The sequence below is a fragment of the Streptomyces sp. NPDC088387 genome, assembly GCF_044753385.1.
Classification (GTDB): Bacteria; Actinomycetota; Actinomycetes; order Streptomycetales; family Streptomycetaceae; genus Streptomyces.
Map to the genome: position 1 here is coordinate 440,342 of NZ_JBIVNC010000001.1, position 13,607 is coordinate 453,948.

Here is a 13,607-nt window from a genome sequence, read left to right on the forward strand (position 1 = left end):
GTTCGAAAACGCGGCACCGGGTGCCTGCCCGAAAGGCACCGGGTGCCTACTTTCTCGTTTTCGAGAAGTTTTAGCCGGGAACCCTTTGATCGATCATCGATCAGGGAGTTATTGTCCCGGATGGGCCAACGCGGCGGAAGCCGCACGGTGCCACCGCACCAGCGCCCACGCCCTGTCCTGCCAAAGACCTAGGGCAACCCCGAACCCTTACCGATGAGGGAACCCCCTTCGACTGAGGAAGGCGGCGACATGACCGACCCCCGTGCCATCCAGCCCAGCGAGCTCGACCAGCTCCCCGACCGGGACCCGGAGGAGACCGCCGAATGGCAGGCCTCCCTGGACGCCGTCGCCAAGGCTGCCGGCCCGCACCGCGCCGCGTACCTGATGCGTCGCACCCTGGAGCGCGCGGAGGGCAACGGCGTCGCGCTGCCCAAGCTCCTCGAGACCGACTACGTCAACACCATCCCCACTCCCGCGGAGCCCTCGGCCCCCGGTGACACAGAGATGGAGACCAGGATCACCGCCTGGAACCGCTGGAACGCGGCGGCGATGGTGACCCGCGGCAGCAAACACGGCGTCGGCGGCCACATCGCCACCTTCGCCTCCGCCGCCTGGCTCTACGAGACCGGCTTCAACCACTTCTTCAAGGGCAAGGAGGCCGACGGCTCGGGCGACCAGCTCTACATCCAGGGCCACGCCTCCCCCGGCATCTACGCCCGCGCCTTCCTCGACGGCCGGCTCACCGAGCAGCACCTGGACAACTTCCGCCAGGAGTCGGGCGGCAACGGCCTCCCGTCGTACCCGCACCCGCGGCGGCTGCCCTGGCTGTGGGAGTTCCCGACGGTCTCCATGGGCCTCGGCCCACTGTCGGCGATCTACCAGGCGCGCTTCAACCGCTACCTCACCCACCGCGGCATCAAGGACGTCTCGGCGTCCCACGTGTGGGCGTTCCTCGGCGACGGCGAGATGGACGAGCCCGAGTCGACGGCGGCCCTCGCCCTGGCCGCGCGTGAGGAGCTGGACAACCTCACCTTCGTCATCAACTGCAACCTCCAGCGCCTCGACGGACCGGTCCGCGCCAACTTCAAGATCGTGCAGGAGCTGGAGGCCCAGTTCCGCGGCGCCGGCTGGAACGTGATCAAGACGCTGTGGGGCACGGCCTGGGACGAGCTGTTCCGGCTCGACACCACGGGCGCGCTGGTACGCCGACTGCGCGAGGTACCGGACGCGCAGGTCCAGACGTACCAGACCCGTGACGTCGCCTACATCCGCCAGGACTTCTTCGGCAAGGACCCGGCGCTCGCCGAGATGGCGAAGCTGCTGAGCGACGACAAGATCCTGGAGTGCTTCCACCTCTCGCGCGGTGGCCACGAGGCGCGCAAGGTGTACGCCGCCTACAAGGCCGCCGTCGAGCACACGGGCGCGCCGACCGTGATCCTCGCCCAGACCGTCAAGGGCCACACCCTCGGCCAGGGCTTCGCGTCGAAGAACGCCAACCACCAGATGAAGAAGCTCACGGTGGACGAGTTCAAGACGATGCGCGACCTGCTCGAACTGCCCATCCGGGACAGCGACTTCGTCGACGGCGTGGTGCCCTACGGCCACCCGGGCGCCGACTCCCCCGAGGTCCGCTACCTCCAGGAGCGCCGCGCCGCACTCGGCGGCCTCGCCCCGGCCCGCCGTACCCACCCGCTGGCCCCGCTGCCCGCGCCCGCCGAGAAGGCCTTCGCCTCCTTCGACAAGGGCTCCGGCACGCAGAACGTGGCCACGACCATGGCGCTCGTCCGGCTGCTCAAGGACCTGGTCCGCGAGAAGGAGAGCGGGAAGCGCTGGGTGCCAATCGTCCCGGACGAGGCGCGCACCTTCGGCATGGAGTCGCTCTTCCCGTCCCTCGGGATCTACTCCCCCAAGGGCCAGACGTACGAGCCGGTCGACCGCGACCAGCTGATGTACTACAAGGAGGCCACGAACGGTCAGATCCTCAACGAGGGGATCACCGAGGCGGGCTCCATGGCGGACTTCATCGCCGCGTCGACGTCGTACGCGACGCACGGCGAAGCGATGATCCCGTTCTACATCTTCTACTCGATGTTCGGCTGGCAGCGCACGGCCGACCAGATGTGGCAGCTCGGCGACCAGCTGGGCCGCGGCTTCCTGATCGGCGCGACGGCGGGCCGTACGACGCTGACGGGCGAGGGTCTCCAGCACGCCGACGGCCACTCGCCGGTGATCGCCGCGACGAACCCGGCGGCGCTGACGTACGACCCGGCGTTCGCCTACGAGATCGCCGCGATCGTCAAGGACGGGCTGCGCCGGATGTACGGCGAGGCGGCCCCGGGCGAGGACCAGAACGTCTTCTACTACCTGACGGTCTACAACGAGCCGCTGCCGCAGCCAGCGAAGCCCGGTGGTGTGGACGAGGGCATCGTGAAGGGCCTGTACCGCTTCAACACGGCGGAGTCGGCGGGGCTTTCGCCTGCCGCCAACGCCGCGCGGATCCAGCTCGTCGGCTCCGGTACGGCGATCCACTGGGCGCTGAAGGCGCAGCGGCTGCTCGCCGAGGAGTGGGGCGTGTCCGCCGACGTGTGGTCGGCGACGTCCTGGAGCGAGCTGCGGCGGGACGCGCTGGAGGCGGACGCGGCGCTGCTGCGGGGTGAGGAGCGGGTGCCGTATCTGCGGCGGGCGCTTCAGGGGGCGGAGGGGCCGGTGCTGGCCGTCTCCGACTACATGCGGCAGGTTCCCGACCAGATCGCGCAGTGGGTCGAGCAGGACTACTCGTCGCTGGGTGCGGACGGGTTCGGGTTGTCGGACACGCGGGACGCTGCGCGTCGGCACTTCGGGATCGACGCGGAGTCGATCGTCGTCGCGGCGCTTGCGCAGCTCGCGCGACGGGGTGAGGTCAAGGCCACGTCCGTGAAGGAAGCGCGGGAGCGGTACGGGTTGTAGTTCGGCCGCGGGTCCGTCGTGGCTTGTCGCGCAGTTCCCCGCGCCCCTAAAAAGCAGGTCGGCCCAGGCGGACCCACCTTCCAGGGGCGCGGGGAACTGCGCGTCCTTTAGGGGCGCGGGGAACTGCGCGACCAGCCCCCACCGGGCCGCACCCGGCAGCGCGCCCCTGTGTCAGTGGGGCCCGGCATCATGGCTGTATGCGCGCTGCACGGCTCATCAAGATGGTTCTGCTGCTTCAGTCCCGGCCCTCCATGACCGCCGCGGAGCTCGCCCGCGAGCTGGAGGTCTCCGAGCGCACCGTCACGCGGGACGCGCAGGCGCTGTCGGAGGCCGGCGTCCCGGTCTACGCCGACCGGGGCCGGGCCGGCGGATACCGCCTGATCGGCGGGTACCGCACCCGCCTGACGGGCCTGCACCGCGGCGAGGCAGAGGCCCTGTTCCTGTCCGGCGTCCCGGGCGCCCTGCGGGAGATGGGCCTTGAGGACGCGGCCTCGGCGGCCCGCCTGAAGGTCTCCGCGGCCCTGCTGCCGTCCCTCCAGGACGCGTCCCGGACAGCGGCACAGCGCTTCCACCTGGACGCGCCGAACTGGTTCCGCGAGCCCCCGACGCCCGCACTGCTGCCCGCCGTCGCCGACGCCGTCTGGGACGACCGGGTGGTCACCGCGCGCTACCGGCGCGGGGACACCGAGGTCGAGCGGCGCCTCGAACCGTACGGCCTCGTCCTGAAGGCCGGCGTCTGGTACCTGTGCGCGCGGGTCGCCGACACCGGCTCCTTCCGGACGTACCGCATCGACCGGTTCACCGCCGTCGACGCCGGCGAGGAGCGGTTCACGCGGGACGAGGCGTTCGATCTGCCGGGCTTCTGGGACGACCAGGCGCTCCGGTTCGCCCGCTCACTGCTGCGCACCGAGGTGGCCGTACGGCTCTCCCCCGAGGGTGTGCGCAGACTGCCGCACGCCATGGATCCGGTGTCCGCGCGGGACGCGCTGGAGACGGCCCGGCCGGACGCGACGGGCTGGTCGAGGGTCACGCTGCGGGTCGAGTCGGAGGAGGTCGCGCACACCCAGCTGACGGCGCTGGGCCCGGAGGCCGAGGTGCTGTCCCCGGCGACCCTGAGACGCCGTTTCGCGCAGGACGCGAGACGCCAGGCCGCGCTGTACCGGGCGGGGGCGGAGTAGGCGAGGCGCTCACCGGAATCAGGCGCTCATAACAATCCGTCGCACTCCGCGTGCGGTGCCCCCGCCGAGGCCCGATGCTGGTGGCGTGATGGACGAGACGGAGTTCTGGGAGCTGGTGGACACCACCCGCGAGTCCGCGGAGGGTGACCCGGAGGAGCAGGCCGACCTGCTCGTGGAGCGGCTCGTCCAACTGGACCCGGACATGGTGCTGGACTTCGCCCGTCACTTCGAGGCCCGCTACAACCGCGCCTACCGCTGGGACCTGTGGGGCGCGGCCTGGGTGCTGCTCGACGGCATCAGCGACGACGCCTTCGACTTCTTCCGGTGCTGGCTGATCGGCCAGGGCCGGGAGGTCTTCGAGGGCGCGCTGCACGACCCGGACGCGCTCGCCGACCTCCTCGACGACTTCGACGAGGAGATCGACGGCGACGGCGAGGAGCTGGGCTACGCCGCGGACGAGGCCTACGAGCAGCTCACCGGGACGGTCGCCCCCGACCTCGGGATCGCGCCCGCGTCCGCGGAGCCGGAGGGCACACCGGTCGACTTCGAGGACGAAGGGGTGCTGGCGGAGCGGTATCCCCGCCTCTGGGAGCGCTTCAAGGTGTGACACCGGTCGGGTCCGATCCGGGCCGGTGCCGTGCGTCAGGCGGCCCTGCGGCGGCTCGTGTCCGTCGGGATGTACGCCTGCGTCTGGGCGACCCGCACCGCGTGGCGCATCGGTGCCTGGTTGGCGTCGTCGAGCGCCGACGCCGTGACGGCGGCCGGCCCCAGGACGACCGTCGCGACCGCGCAGACCACCATCCATACCCGCCGGTGACCGCTGCTCGTGCTGCTCATGATCCCCACCTCCGGTCAGTACGTGTCCCCGACGGTAGGCAGGCCGGCTCGGGACGGTCTTTGAGCGGGCTACGAGGACCCTGTGCGCGTCTTCGGGCTGGTGACCGACGTCACCGGCCGAGGCGGAAGGTTCACGCCGGGGCCCCTTGACCTGTTGTGTGATCTCCGGCTTAGGGTGGCCGCCCCGAGCAGGAGCACCCAGCCATGACCAGCCCGTTCGTACGGGAGATCACGCGCGCGGATCATCTCGCCCATCTGCGGAACAACCCGGACGCGAGCCATCTGCAAATCCCCGAGTGGGGCGACGTGAAGCCCGACTGGCTGCCGGAGAGCGTGGGCTGGTTCGAGGACGGCGAGCTGATCACCACGGCCCTGGTGCTGTACCGGCCGCTGCCCGGCACCCGGCGCTATCTCGCCTACCTCCCCGACGGACCGTCGATCGACTGGCGGTCCCCGCGCCTGGACCGCTGGCTGGACCCGCTGGTCGCGCATCTGCGGCGGATCGGCGCATTCTCGGTGCGGATCGGGCCGCCGCTCGTGGTGCGGCACTGGGACGCGGCCACCGTGACGGCAGGCATCGCCGACCCCGACGTACGGCATCTGCGCGAGCTGCCCGTGGACGGTGTCGACGGGTACGCGCTGGACGCCGTGGAGCGGCTCAAGCGGCTCGGGTGGCGGCAGTGCGACCCGGACGACAGCAACGGCTTCGGTCTCGGCCAGCCGCGGTACGGCTGCCGGATCCCGCTGGCGGGGCGCTCGATGGACGACCTGCGGGCGGCCCTCGCACCGCACTGGGAGCAGTCGCTGCTCACGGCCGAGACGGCGGGTGTCCGGGTCGACTTCGGTACGGCCCGCGACCTGCCCGACTTCCACCGGCTGTACACCGCGACCGCCGGCCGCGACGGGTTCCGGGCCCGCCCGCTCGGCTACTTCCAGCGCATGTGGGCGGCGCTGAACGCCGAGGACCAGGACCGGCTCCAGCTCTATCTCGCCCAGTACGGCGGCGAGGTGCTCTCCGCGGCGCTCATGATCAGCGTCGGCTCCCGGGTCTGGCACTCGTACGCCGCCTCCGGCCGCCTGGGGCGTGAGCTGCGGCCCTCCAGCGCGCTGCTGTGGACGATGCTCGGGGACGCGCACGCGACCGGGGCGCAGACGTACGACCTGCGGTCCGTCTCCCCGCAGCTCGCCGAGGACCGGCTGCTGGGCCGGCTCCTGTTCAAGACGGGCGCGGGCGGACAGGCCGTCGAGTACGTCGGGGAGTGGGAGCTGCCGCTGGGCGGACAGGGCAGGCTGCTCCACAAGGCGCTGGGGGTCTATCTCTCCCGCCGGTGACCGGTGTGGTCAGGTGCGGCCCTGGAGGCGCGCCGCGAGCGCCCTGATCTCCGGGAGGCGGGCGGTGAGGGCCGCGCCGGGGCAGCTGGTCATGTAGCCGTCCTTGTGGCCCGCGAGGGCGGGCAGGGTGGCGGCGGTGCCCGCTGCGTACCGGCTGAGGCTGTTGCTCGACACCAGCCGGACGTCGACCCGCGGGTCGGTGTCGGTCAGGCCCAGTTTCCACGCGGCGAGCGCCGCGATCGCGTCGGTCATCACGCGCGGCACCTCGGCGCCCGCGGTGAACGTGCCGAGGGCGGCGATGCCCGCCGTGCGGTGGTTGAAGCCCTGGGTGTGGGCTCCGGTGACGGCCCGGTCGACGCCGCCCGCGCGGCCCTCGTAGATGGTTCCGCAGCGGTCCACGAGGAAGTTGTAGCCGATGTCGTCCCAGTCCCGCGGGCCGGTCTGGCCGGCGTACAGGTACCGGATGATGCGGGGCGCGTCGGCGCAGTCGTAGCGGTTGGGCGAGTCGGTGTGGTGCACGAAGACGGCGACGACCTTGTCGTCGTAGCGCGGGGGCGGCGTGCGGCCCGCCGTCGCCTCCAGCCAGACCGACCTGGGCACGATCTCCGGCCGTGGCGCCGGATGCCCGACGGGCCGCGCGGCGGCCTCCCGCACCATGGCCCGCGCCTCGACACCCCGTTCGACACCCACGGCACACAGCGCCAGCACGGTGACGGCGGCGATCCCGGGCACACAGCCGAGGGCGACGAGGGCCGCCCGGGGGGTGGCCTCGCGGACCCGGAGCAGCCGGGGGGCGATGCCCTGGAAGGGCGTACCCCTGGAGGCGGGCGGGGCCTCGGCAGCGGGGGTCTCGTCGAAAGGCACGTCCCGCGCGGGCGCGACTTTTCCGGATGCGACTTTCGCGGGTGCGACTTTCCGGAGCACAACGGCCGCCGCGGGCTTCTCCAGCACCACCCCTCTGGGCGCCTCGGGCACCACCTCCGTGGGCGTCTCCGGCGCGCGCGGAGGAGGCTGCGGAGGCTTGGGAGTGTCCCGCGCGGGGCGCGTCGCCGCCGCGCCCAGGCCCGTACCGCTGCCCGTTCCGCCGCCCGGGACGACGAAGCCCCGTACCGCACCCCTGAGCCCCAGGCGGCGCTGCACCACACGTCTCTCACGGACTGCCCGGCGGAAGGGCGGTCGGAAGGCACACATGGTCCCACTGTCGGGGTGTTCCGCGCCGCCCGCGATGTGTGCTGTGCCACCCGGTGGAACCATCGTCCTGGTCCACGACGTTTTCCGCTGTACACGCGTGCGTGGCCGGTTCCCGGCACGGCGTGGGCGTGCGGCTGATCACCGGGACCGTTCCACGCGTACTTACGGGTGCTCGGTCCGAGAGAAGGGCGGCTTTCGTGGACCTGCTCGACATCGTGCTGGTGCTGGCGGTCGTGCTCTACGCCGGTTCCGGCTACCGGCGCGGTCTGGTCGCCGGCTGTGTCTCGCTCGCCGGTTTCGTGGGCGGCGCGGCCATCGGCGTATGGGTGCTGCCATGGGTGATGGACCTGGTCACACCGGGTTCCACGGCGGCGACGATCACCGCGGTCTGCACGGTCCTGGTGCCGGCGGCCGTGGGTCACGAGCTGGCCGGGCGGCTGGCGCTGAAGCTGCGCCGGGAGCTGGACTACGGCCCGCTGCGGGTGGCCGACGGCATCGGCGGGGCGGTCGCCAACTCGGTCGCCGTGCTGATCGTGGCGTGGGTGGCGGCGAGTGTGCTGGCCGCGTCCTCGTCGTCGACGCTGACCACGGCGATCCGGGACTCGAAGCTGCTCGGCACGGTGCAGGACGCGATGCCGGACACCACTCCGGCGTGGTTCTCGCGGGCCACGTCGGCGCTGACCGAGGCGGGCTTCCCGCAGGTCTTCAACCCGTTCGAGAACGAGTCGACCGCCGAGGTGGCCCGCCCCTCCGGCGACAGCGTCACCGCCGCCGCGACCGAGGCGGCCAAGCGCAGCACGGTCAAGGTGGAGGGTGTCGCGGGCGACCAGGGCCGCGAGGGCAGCGGGTTCGTGTACGCGCGGGAGCATGTGATGACCAACGCCCACGTGGTGGCCGGCATCGACGAGCCGACCGTGCGGGTCGGCGGGGTCGGGCGGGCGTATCCGGCCACGGTGGTGCTGTTCGACCCGGACAAGGACGTGGCCGTGCTGTACGTGCCGGAGCTGACCGCGCCGGTGCTCCCCTTCGACGACGACGCCGACCGCGGCGACGCGGCCGTGGTCGCGGGCTATCCGCAGGACGGCGGTCTGGACCTCCAGGCGGCGACGGTGGCCAACCGGGTGCGGGCGACGGGCCAGAACATCTACAGCGACGAGTCCGTCACCCGCGAGATCTACTCGATCCGCTCCACGGTCCGCCCCGGCAACTCCGGCGGCCCGTTGCTGACCACCGACGGCAAGGTCTACGGGGTGGTCTTCGCCCGGTCCACCTCCGACGCGGAGACGGGCTACGTCCTCACGGCCGACGAGGTCGCGGGCGACGCGCGGAGCGCCGCGGACGCCACGGCGGCGGTGGACACGGGCGACCTGGTCACGACCTGACACCCCGGCTCACAGGCGGCGGCCCATGAGGACGTCGTCCACGTACTCGCCGTCCAGGTAGAACTCCTCCGGCTGCACTCCCTCGACGGCGAAGCCCTCGGACTCGTAGAGCGTGCGGGCGGTGGTGTTGTGGCCGAGGACGCGCAGGGAGATACGGCGGGCGCCACGGACGCGGGCCTCGTCGACGGCGGCCCGCACCAGCGCCCGGCCGACCCCCTTGCCGCGGGCCTCCTCGGCGACGACGAGACCGCGGATCTGCCGGACGTGTGTGTTCGAGACGAGTTCCGTGGGGAACCCGAGCCGTACGTAACCGACCAGCCGTCCGTCGATCTCGGCGATCAGATGGTCCAGGGGGCCGCTCCGCTTCCCGAAGAAGGGTGCGTCCTCGTCCGGCCGCGGGGTGACCGCGTGCTGGTGGGACCAGCAGTCCCGGTCGAGACGGATCAGCGTGCCCTCGTCCTCGGGCGTGGCATGGCGTATGTACGGTTCCGGCATGACCGCCACTGTACGGCGGCCGTACGGGGCCCGGCCCGCGCGTTTCGCGGCGGCCCAGGGAGGATGGACCCATGGAACCTTCCCGCATCGCGGTGGCCGGCGCGTCCGGTCTGATCGGCGGCACCCTCGCGAAGTCGCTGACCGCCGACGGACACGAAGTGGTGCGCCTTGTGCGGCGCGAACCCCGGGACGAGTCGGAGGTCCGCTGGGACCCGGAGGCCGGCCGCGTCGACGCGGCGGGACTCGCCGGGTGTGACGCGGTGGTCAATCTCGCGGGTGCCGGGGTCGGGGACCGGCGCTGGACGGACGCGTACAAGGCGCGGATCCGGAGCAGCCGGGTGCTCGGCACGGGCGCGCTCGCGAAGGCGGTGGCCGCCATGGACAAGCCGCCGCGCGTCTTCGTGAACGGCAGTGCGATGGGCTACTACGGCGAGACCGGCGACCGCGCGGTGGACGAGAGCGCGCCCGCCGGTACGGGGTTCCTGCCCGAGCTGTGTGTCGAGTGGGAGGCGGCGGCGGCCCCGGCCCACGAGGCGGGTGTGCGGACGGTGTTCACCCGTACCGGTCTGGTGGTGGCGCGCGGCGGCGGGGCGTGGGGGCGGCTGTTCCCGCTGTACAAGGCGGGGCTCGGCGGGCGGCTTGGCGACGGGCGGCAGTACTGGTCGTACATCGCGCTGCACGACGAGGTGGCCGCGATCCGTCATCTGATCGACCGTGACGACCTGTCGGGGCCGTTCAACCTCACCGCGCCCGAGCCGCTGACGAACCGTGAGATCAACGACGCCATGGGCCGGGTGCTGCACCGCCCGACGCTGTTCGCGGTGCCGTCGCCGGTGCTGCGGGCCGTCCTCGGTGAGATGGCCGGCGATGTGCTGGGCAGCCAACGGGTGCTGCCGGGGCGGCTGTTGGAGTCCGGTTTCGTGTTCGCGTTCCCGACGGTCGAGGACGCGGTGCGGGCTGCTCTCTGAGTCCGCGCGGGCGCCGCTGTCCTGCTTGCGCGGGCGCCGCTGTTTTGTATACGACCGGGTGGCCGTGACGGCCGTCCGGTCGCCCGGTCGCCCTTCCTCTCCTCCTCTCTCCGCGCCGTTATGTGCCACCGGCGTGCGACCGTGCCCTGTGCGTGCGCGACTGACCGCGGCCGATCACGTCCCTACCCTCAACCCCAACTCGGGTATCCCCGGAGGCCATTGGGGGCATCAGGTCTCCACCGGCCGTGCAACGTCGAGGAGGGGCACGTGCTTCAGCCCGCGTATCAGGCGGATGTCGTCGTGGTGGGAGCCGGGGTCGCAGGGCTCTCGGCCGCACGGAGGCTGACCAGCGCAGGAGTGACGACGGCCGTTCTGGAGGCCGCCCCCTGGGTCGGTGGCCGTATGTCGACGGAGAAGGTCGACGGCTTCCGGCTCGACCGGATCGGACAGCTGCTGTCCACCGCGTATCCCGAACTGCGGCTGAACCCGGGCCTCGACGGCCTGGTGCTCCGGCCGTTCGCGCCGGGTGTCCTGCTGCACAGCGACGGGCGGCGGCACCATGCTGGGGCCCCGGCGAACGGAGGGAGCGCGAGGGGCGCACTTCATGCGGTGCGCGCCCTGGCGAGCGCCCCGCGGCCGCAGCCGCTGCCCCGGTCCCAGCCGGCGCCGCGGCCGCTCGGCACCGCCGTCGACCATGCCCGGCTGCGGACCGCGCTGGCCCGGCTCGCCGCCACGCCCGTCGAGCGGCTGCTGGCCCGTCCCGAGCAGCCCGCCGGTCAGGCCCTCGCGGCTCGCGGCCTTCCGGCCCGCACCATCGACGGGTTCGTACGGCCGCTGCTGGCCGCCCTGTTGTGCGATCCGGAGCTGACCACGTCCAGCAGGGTCGCCGATCTCGCCCTGCGCGCGTACGCGGGCGGGCGGCTGGCGCTGCCGGAGGGTGGCGCCGAGGCGCTGCCGGAGCTGCTGGCGCGGGGGTTGCCGCCGGGCACCGTGCACACCGGGGTGCGGGTCACGTCGGTGTCCACGACGTCGGTGACCACGGCGGAGCACGGGGAGTTCCGGTGCCGGGCGGTGCTGCTGGCGACGGACGCTCGGACGGCGGCGGAGCTGTTGCCGGGGTTGCGTGTGCCGGACTTCCATCCGGTGACGGTGGTGCACCACACCACGGACGAGCCGCCGGCGACGGGGGACGCGCTGCTGCTCGACGCGGACCGGGGCGGGCCCGTGGCCCATACGGCGGTGGTGAGCGCCGTCGATCCGAGCCGGGCCCCTGCGGGGCGGGCGCTGATCTCGTCGACGGTGCTGGGGGTTCCGCCGGGGGATCTCGACACGGCCGTGCGGATGCATCTGTCCCGGCTGTACGGGGTGGGGACGCGGCGGTGGGAGACGCTTGCCGTGCAGCACACGGCGGAGGCGGTGCCGGCGATGCGGGTGCCGCATGATCTGCGGCGGCCTGTGCGGTTGATGGCGGGGCTGTATGTGTGCGGGGATCATCGGGACACCGGCACCGTGCAGGGGGCGTTGCACTCGGGGCGGCGGGGGGCGGGGGCGGTGCTGGCGGATCTTGGCGCTGGGAGCGGGTGCCCTGCGGAGGCTGTGACGGTACGCGCGGCGTAGCGGTGAGCGGGGTGCGTGTACGACTGCGGCCCCGGTGGGGGCTGGTCGCGCAGTTCCCCGCGCCCCTGACCCGCCTGCCCGCGTAGCCGCGGGCAGGCGTGCCGCAGGGCGGCACGGGTGGGCGCGGCGGCACCCCGTCGGCGCCGGGCCGCGCCAACGCCCCCCACCCGCACCCCCACTCGCCTACTGCAAGGCGGCGACCTTGTCGCGGTAGCCCCTGACGGGGGCCGCGTCCTTGTAGGGCTCCAGGCGGCGTTCGAAGTCGCGGACGTATTCCACTGCCCGCACCGACCGCATCTCCGCCGCCTGCCCCGCAGCCTCCGCGGCCAGCTGGCACGCCTGGTCCAGCTCGCCCAGACCCAGCCGGGCCGTCGCGAGGACGACCCGGCAGAAGAGCCGGCTGCGCGCGAAGGCGGGCGCCCGCAACTGGAGCGAGCGCTCCGCATGCTGCGCCGCCGACCGGAACTGCTGAAGATCCCGGTGCGAGTGCCCGAACTCGTCCGCCAGCTGCGCCTCGTCGAAGAACCGCGCCCAGTGCGGCACCTCGTCCCCGGGCCGCGCCGACTCCAGCGCCCGCTCCGCGCGGACCAGCGACGCCGTGCACGCCCGCACCTCCCCGAGCACCCCGTGCCCACGCGCCTCGGCGGCGTGCAGCAGCGACTGCACGATCGACGGGGCGGCCCCGCCGACCCCCTGCTGGGCGACCCGGGCCAGCTGCACGGCCTCGCGCCCATGGCCGAGGTAGACGGCCTGGCGGCTCATGGTGACGAGGACGTACGAGCCGTAGGACCGGTCCCCCGCCGCCTGGGCGAGCCGCAGCGCCTGCACGAAGTACCGCTGCGCAAGCCCGTGCGCGGCGATGTCGTACGACGTCCAGCCCGCGAGCCGGGTGAGGTCGGCGGCGGCCGCGAAGAGCCGGCGCCCGGTCTGCTCGCCGTAGGTGCCGCGCAGCATCGGCTCGCACTCGTGCTCCAGGTACCGCACGAGGGCCTGCCGGGCGTGCCCGCCGCCGTACATGTTGTCGAGCGTGCGGAAGAGCTCGCCGACCGAGCGGAGCGCGGAGATGTCACCGCCGGTGACCCGCTGGCCGGGCCCGCGGTCGCCCTGCGCGCGCTGCTTGGGCACGACGGGGCGGCCCTGCGGGGGGACGCGGACGGGCTGTTCGCCGCGGGCCACCTTCTCGTCGGCCTTGCCGATCAGCCAGTCGCGGCTGGGCACCACGAGCCCCGCCGCGGTGAACGCGATCTTCCGGAGCTCGGCATGGCTGCCGGAGTCCTTGCGCCACAGGCCGCCGACGATGTCGACCGCCTCCTCGGGGCTGCCGGCGAACTCCAGCCCCGCGTAGACCGGCGCGCACGCGTCCAGGCCGAGGTCCTGCGCGGTGAGCCGGCGGCCGAGGCGGCGGGTGAAGACCTCGGCGATGAGCGCGGGTGTGGTGCCGCGGGGCTGCTGTCCGCGCAGCCAGCGGGTGACGGACGTCTTGTCGTATCTCAGGTCCAGGCCGTGTTCGAGGCCGAGCTGGTCCACGCGGCGGGCGAGACCTGCGTTGGAGAACCCCGCTTCTGCGATGAGCGCGGCGAGCTGTCGGTTGGGAGTGCGCTGCGCGGGTCGTTCCGTCATCTGCGGTGCGATCTCCTGCCTTCCGGGCCGCAAGGGCCCGG

Annotated in this window: 11 protein-coding genes; 7 read left to right on the top strand and 4 right to left on the bottom strand. The window is 73.0% G+C overall.

Translation table 11 applies throughout. From position 1 onward, the window contains the following. Positions 1-249: 249 nt before the first annotated feature. From aceE to ACIQAC_RS02115, 3 genes are all read left to right on the top strand, one after another. Complete coding sequence (aceE, locus tag ACIQAC_RS02105; RefSeq protein ID WP_402186136.1) at positions 250-2,946, top strand: pyruvate dehydrogenase (acetyl-transferring), homodimeric type; 2,697 nt, start codon at positions 250-252, stop codon at positions 2,944-2,946. 197 nt (positions 2,947-3,143) lie between these two features. Next, complete coding sequence (locus ACIQAC_RS02110; RefSeq protein ID WP_402186137.1) at positions 3,144-4,124, top strand: helix-turn-helix transcriptional regulator; 981 nt, start codon at positions 3,144-3,146, stop codon at positions 4,122-4,124. 88 nt (positions 4,125-4,212) lie between these two features. Continuing rightward, positions 4,213-4,731: a DUF4240 domain-containing protein gene (locus ACIQAC_RS02115; RefSeq protein WP_402186932.1), complete on the top strand. Its 519-nt coding sequence runs from the start codon at positions 4,213-4,215 to the stop codon at positions 4,729-4,731. Between the two features lie 35 nt (positions 4,732-4,766). On the opposite strand, the gene ACIQAC_RS02120 is transcribed toward ACIQAC_RS02115, so the two are convergent. Next, entirely contained in the window at positions 4,767-4,961 is a 195-nt protein-coding gene (locus ACIQAC_RS02120; protein ID WP_402186139.1) for a hypothetical protein, read from the bottom strand. A 204-nt stretch (positions 4,962-5,165) separates the two neighbouring features. Here ACIQAC_RS02120 and ACIQAC_RS02125 point away from each other — a divergent pair, with 204 nt between their 5' ends. Beyond that, positions 5,166-6,293, top strand: coding sequence for a lipid II:glycine glycyltransferase FemX (locus ACIQAC_RS02125; protein WP_402186141.1), 1,128 nt, complete (start codon positions 5,166-5,168; stop codon positions 6,291-6,293). Between the two features lie 9 nt (positions 6,294-6,302). On the opposite strand, the gene ACIQAC_RS02130 is transcribed toward ACIQAC_RS02125, so the two are convergent. After that, positions 6,303-7,079 carry a peptidoglycan recognition protein gene (locus ACIQAC_RS02130; RefSeq protein WP_402186933.1) on the bottom strand — a complete coding sequence of 259 codons (777 nt, stop codon included), beginning with the start codon at positions 7,077-7,079 and terminating at the stop codon, positions 6,303-6,305. Between the two features lie 602 nt (positions 7,080-7,681). Here ACIQAC_RS02130 and ACIQAC_RS02135 point away from each other — a divergent pair. Next, a complete protein-coding gene (locus tag ACIQAC_RS02135) occupies positions 7,682-8,866 on the top strand; it encodes a MarP family serine protease (RefSeq protein WP_402186143.1) in 1,185 nt (394 codons plus the stop codon). Positions 8,867-8,875: 9 nt separating this feature from the next. On the opposite strand, the gene ACIQAC_RS02140 is transcribed toward ACIQAC_RS02135, so the two are convergent. Next, positions 8,876-9,361 carry a GNAT family N-acetyltransferase gene (locus ACIQAC_RS02140; RefSeq protein ID WP_402186144.1) on the bottom strand — a complete coding sequence of 162 codons (486 nt, stop codon included), beginning with the start codon at positions 9,359-9,361 and terminating at the stop codon, positions 8,876-8,878. A gap of 71 nt (positions 9,362-9,432) precedes the next feature. Between ACIQAC_RS02140 and ACIQAC_RS02145 the strand changes: the two genes are divergently transcribed. Together ACIQAC_RS02145 and ACIQAC_RS02150 are read left to right on the top strand one after the other, a co-directional pair. Next, on the top strand, positions 9,433-10,329 hold the full coding sequence (locus ACIQAC_RS02145) for a TIGR01777 family oxidoreductase (RefSeq protein WP_402186145.1): 897 nt from the start codon (positions 9,433-9,435) through the stop codon (positions 10,327-10,329). Positions 10,330-10,596: 267 nt separating this feature from the next. Continuing rightward, positions 10,597-11,946 carry an NAD(P)/FAD-dependent oxidoreductase gene (locus tag ACIQAC_RS02150; RefSeq protein WP_402186146.1) on the top strand — a complete coding sequence of 450 codons (1,350 nt, stop codon included), beginning with the start codon at positions 10,597-10,599 and terminating at the stop codon, positions 11,944-11,946. A 183-nt stretch (positions 11,947-12,129) separates the two neighbouring features. Here the strand turns inward: ACIQAC_RS02150 and ACIQAC_RS02155 are convergent, their stop codons facing one another. Further along, complete coding sequence (locus ACIQAC_RS02155; protein ID WP_402186147.1) at positions 12,130-13,566, bottom strand: regulator; 1,437 nt, start codon at positions 13,564-13,566, stop codon at positions 12,130-12,132. Positions 13,567-13,607: the final 41 nt, after the last annotated feature.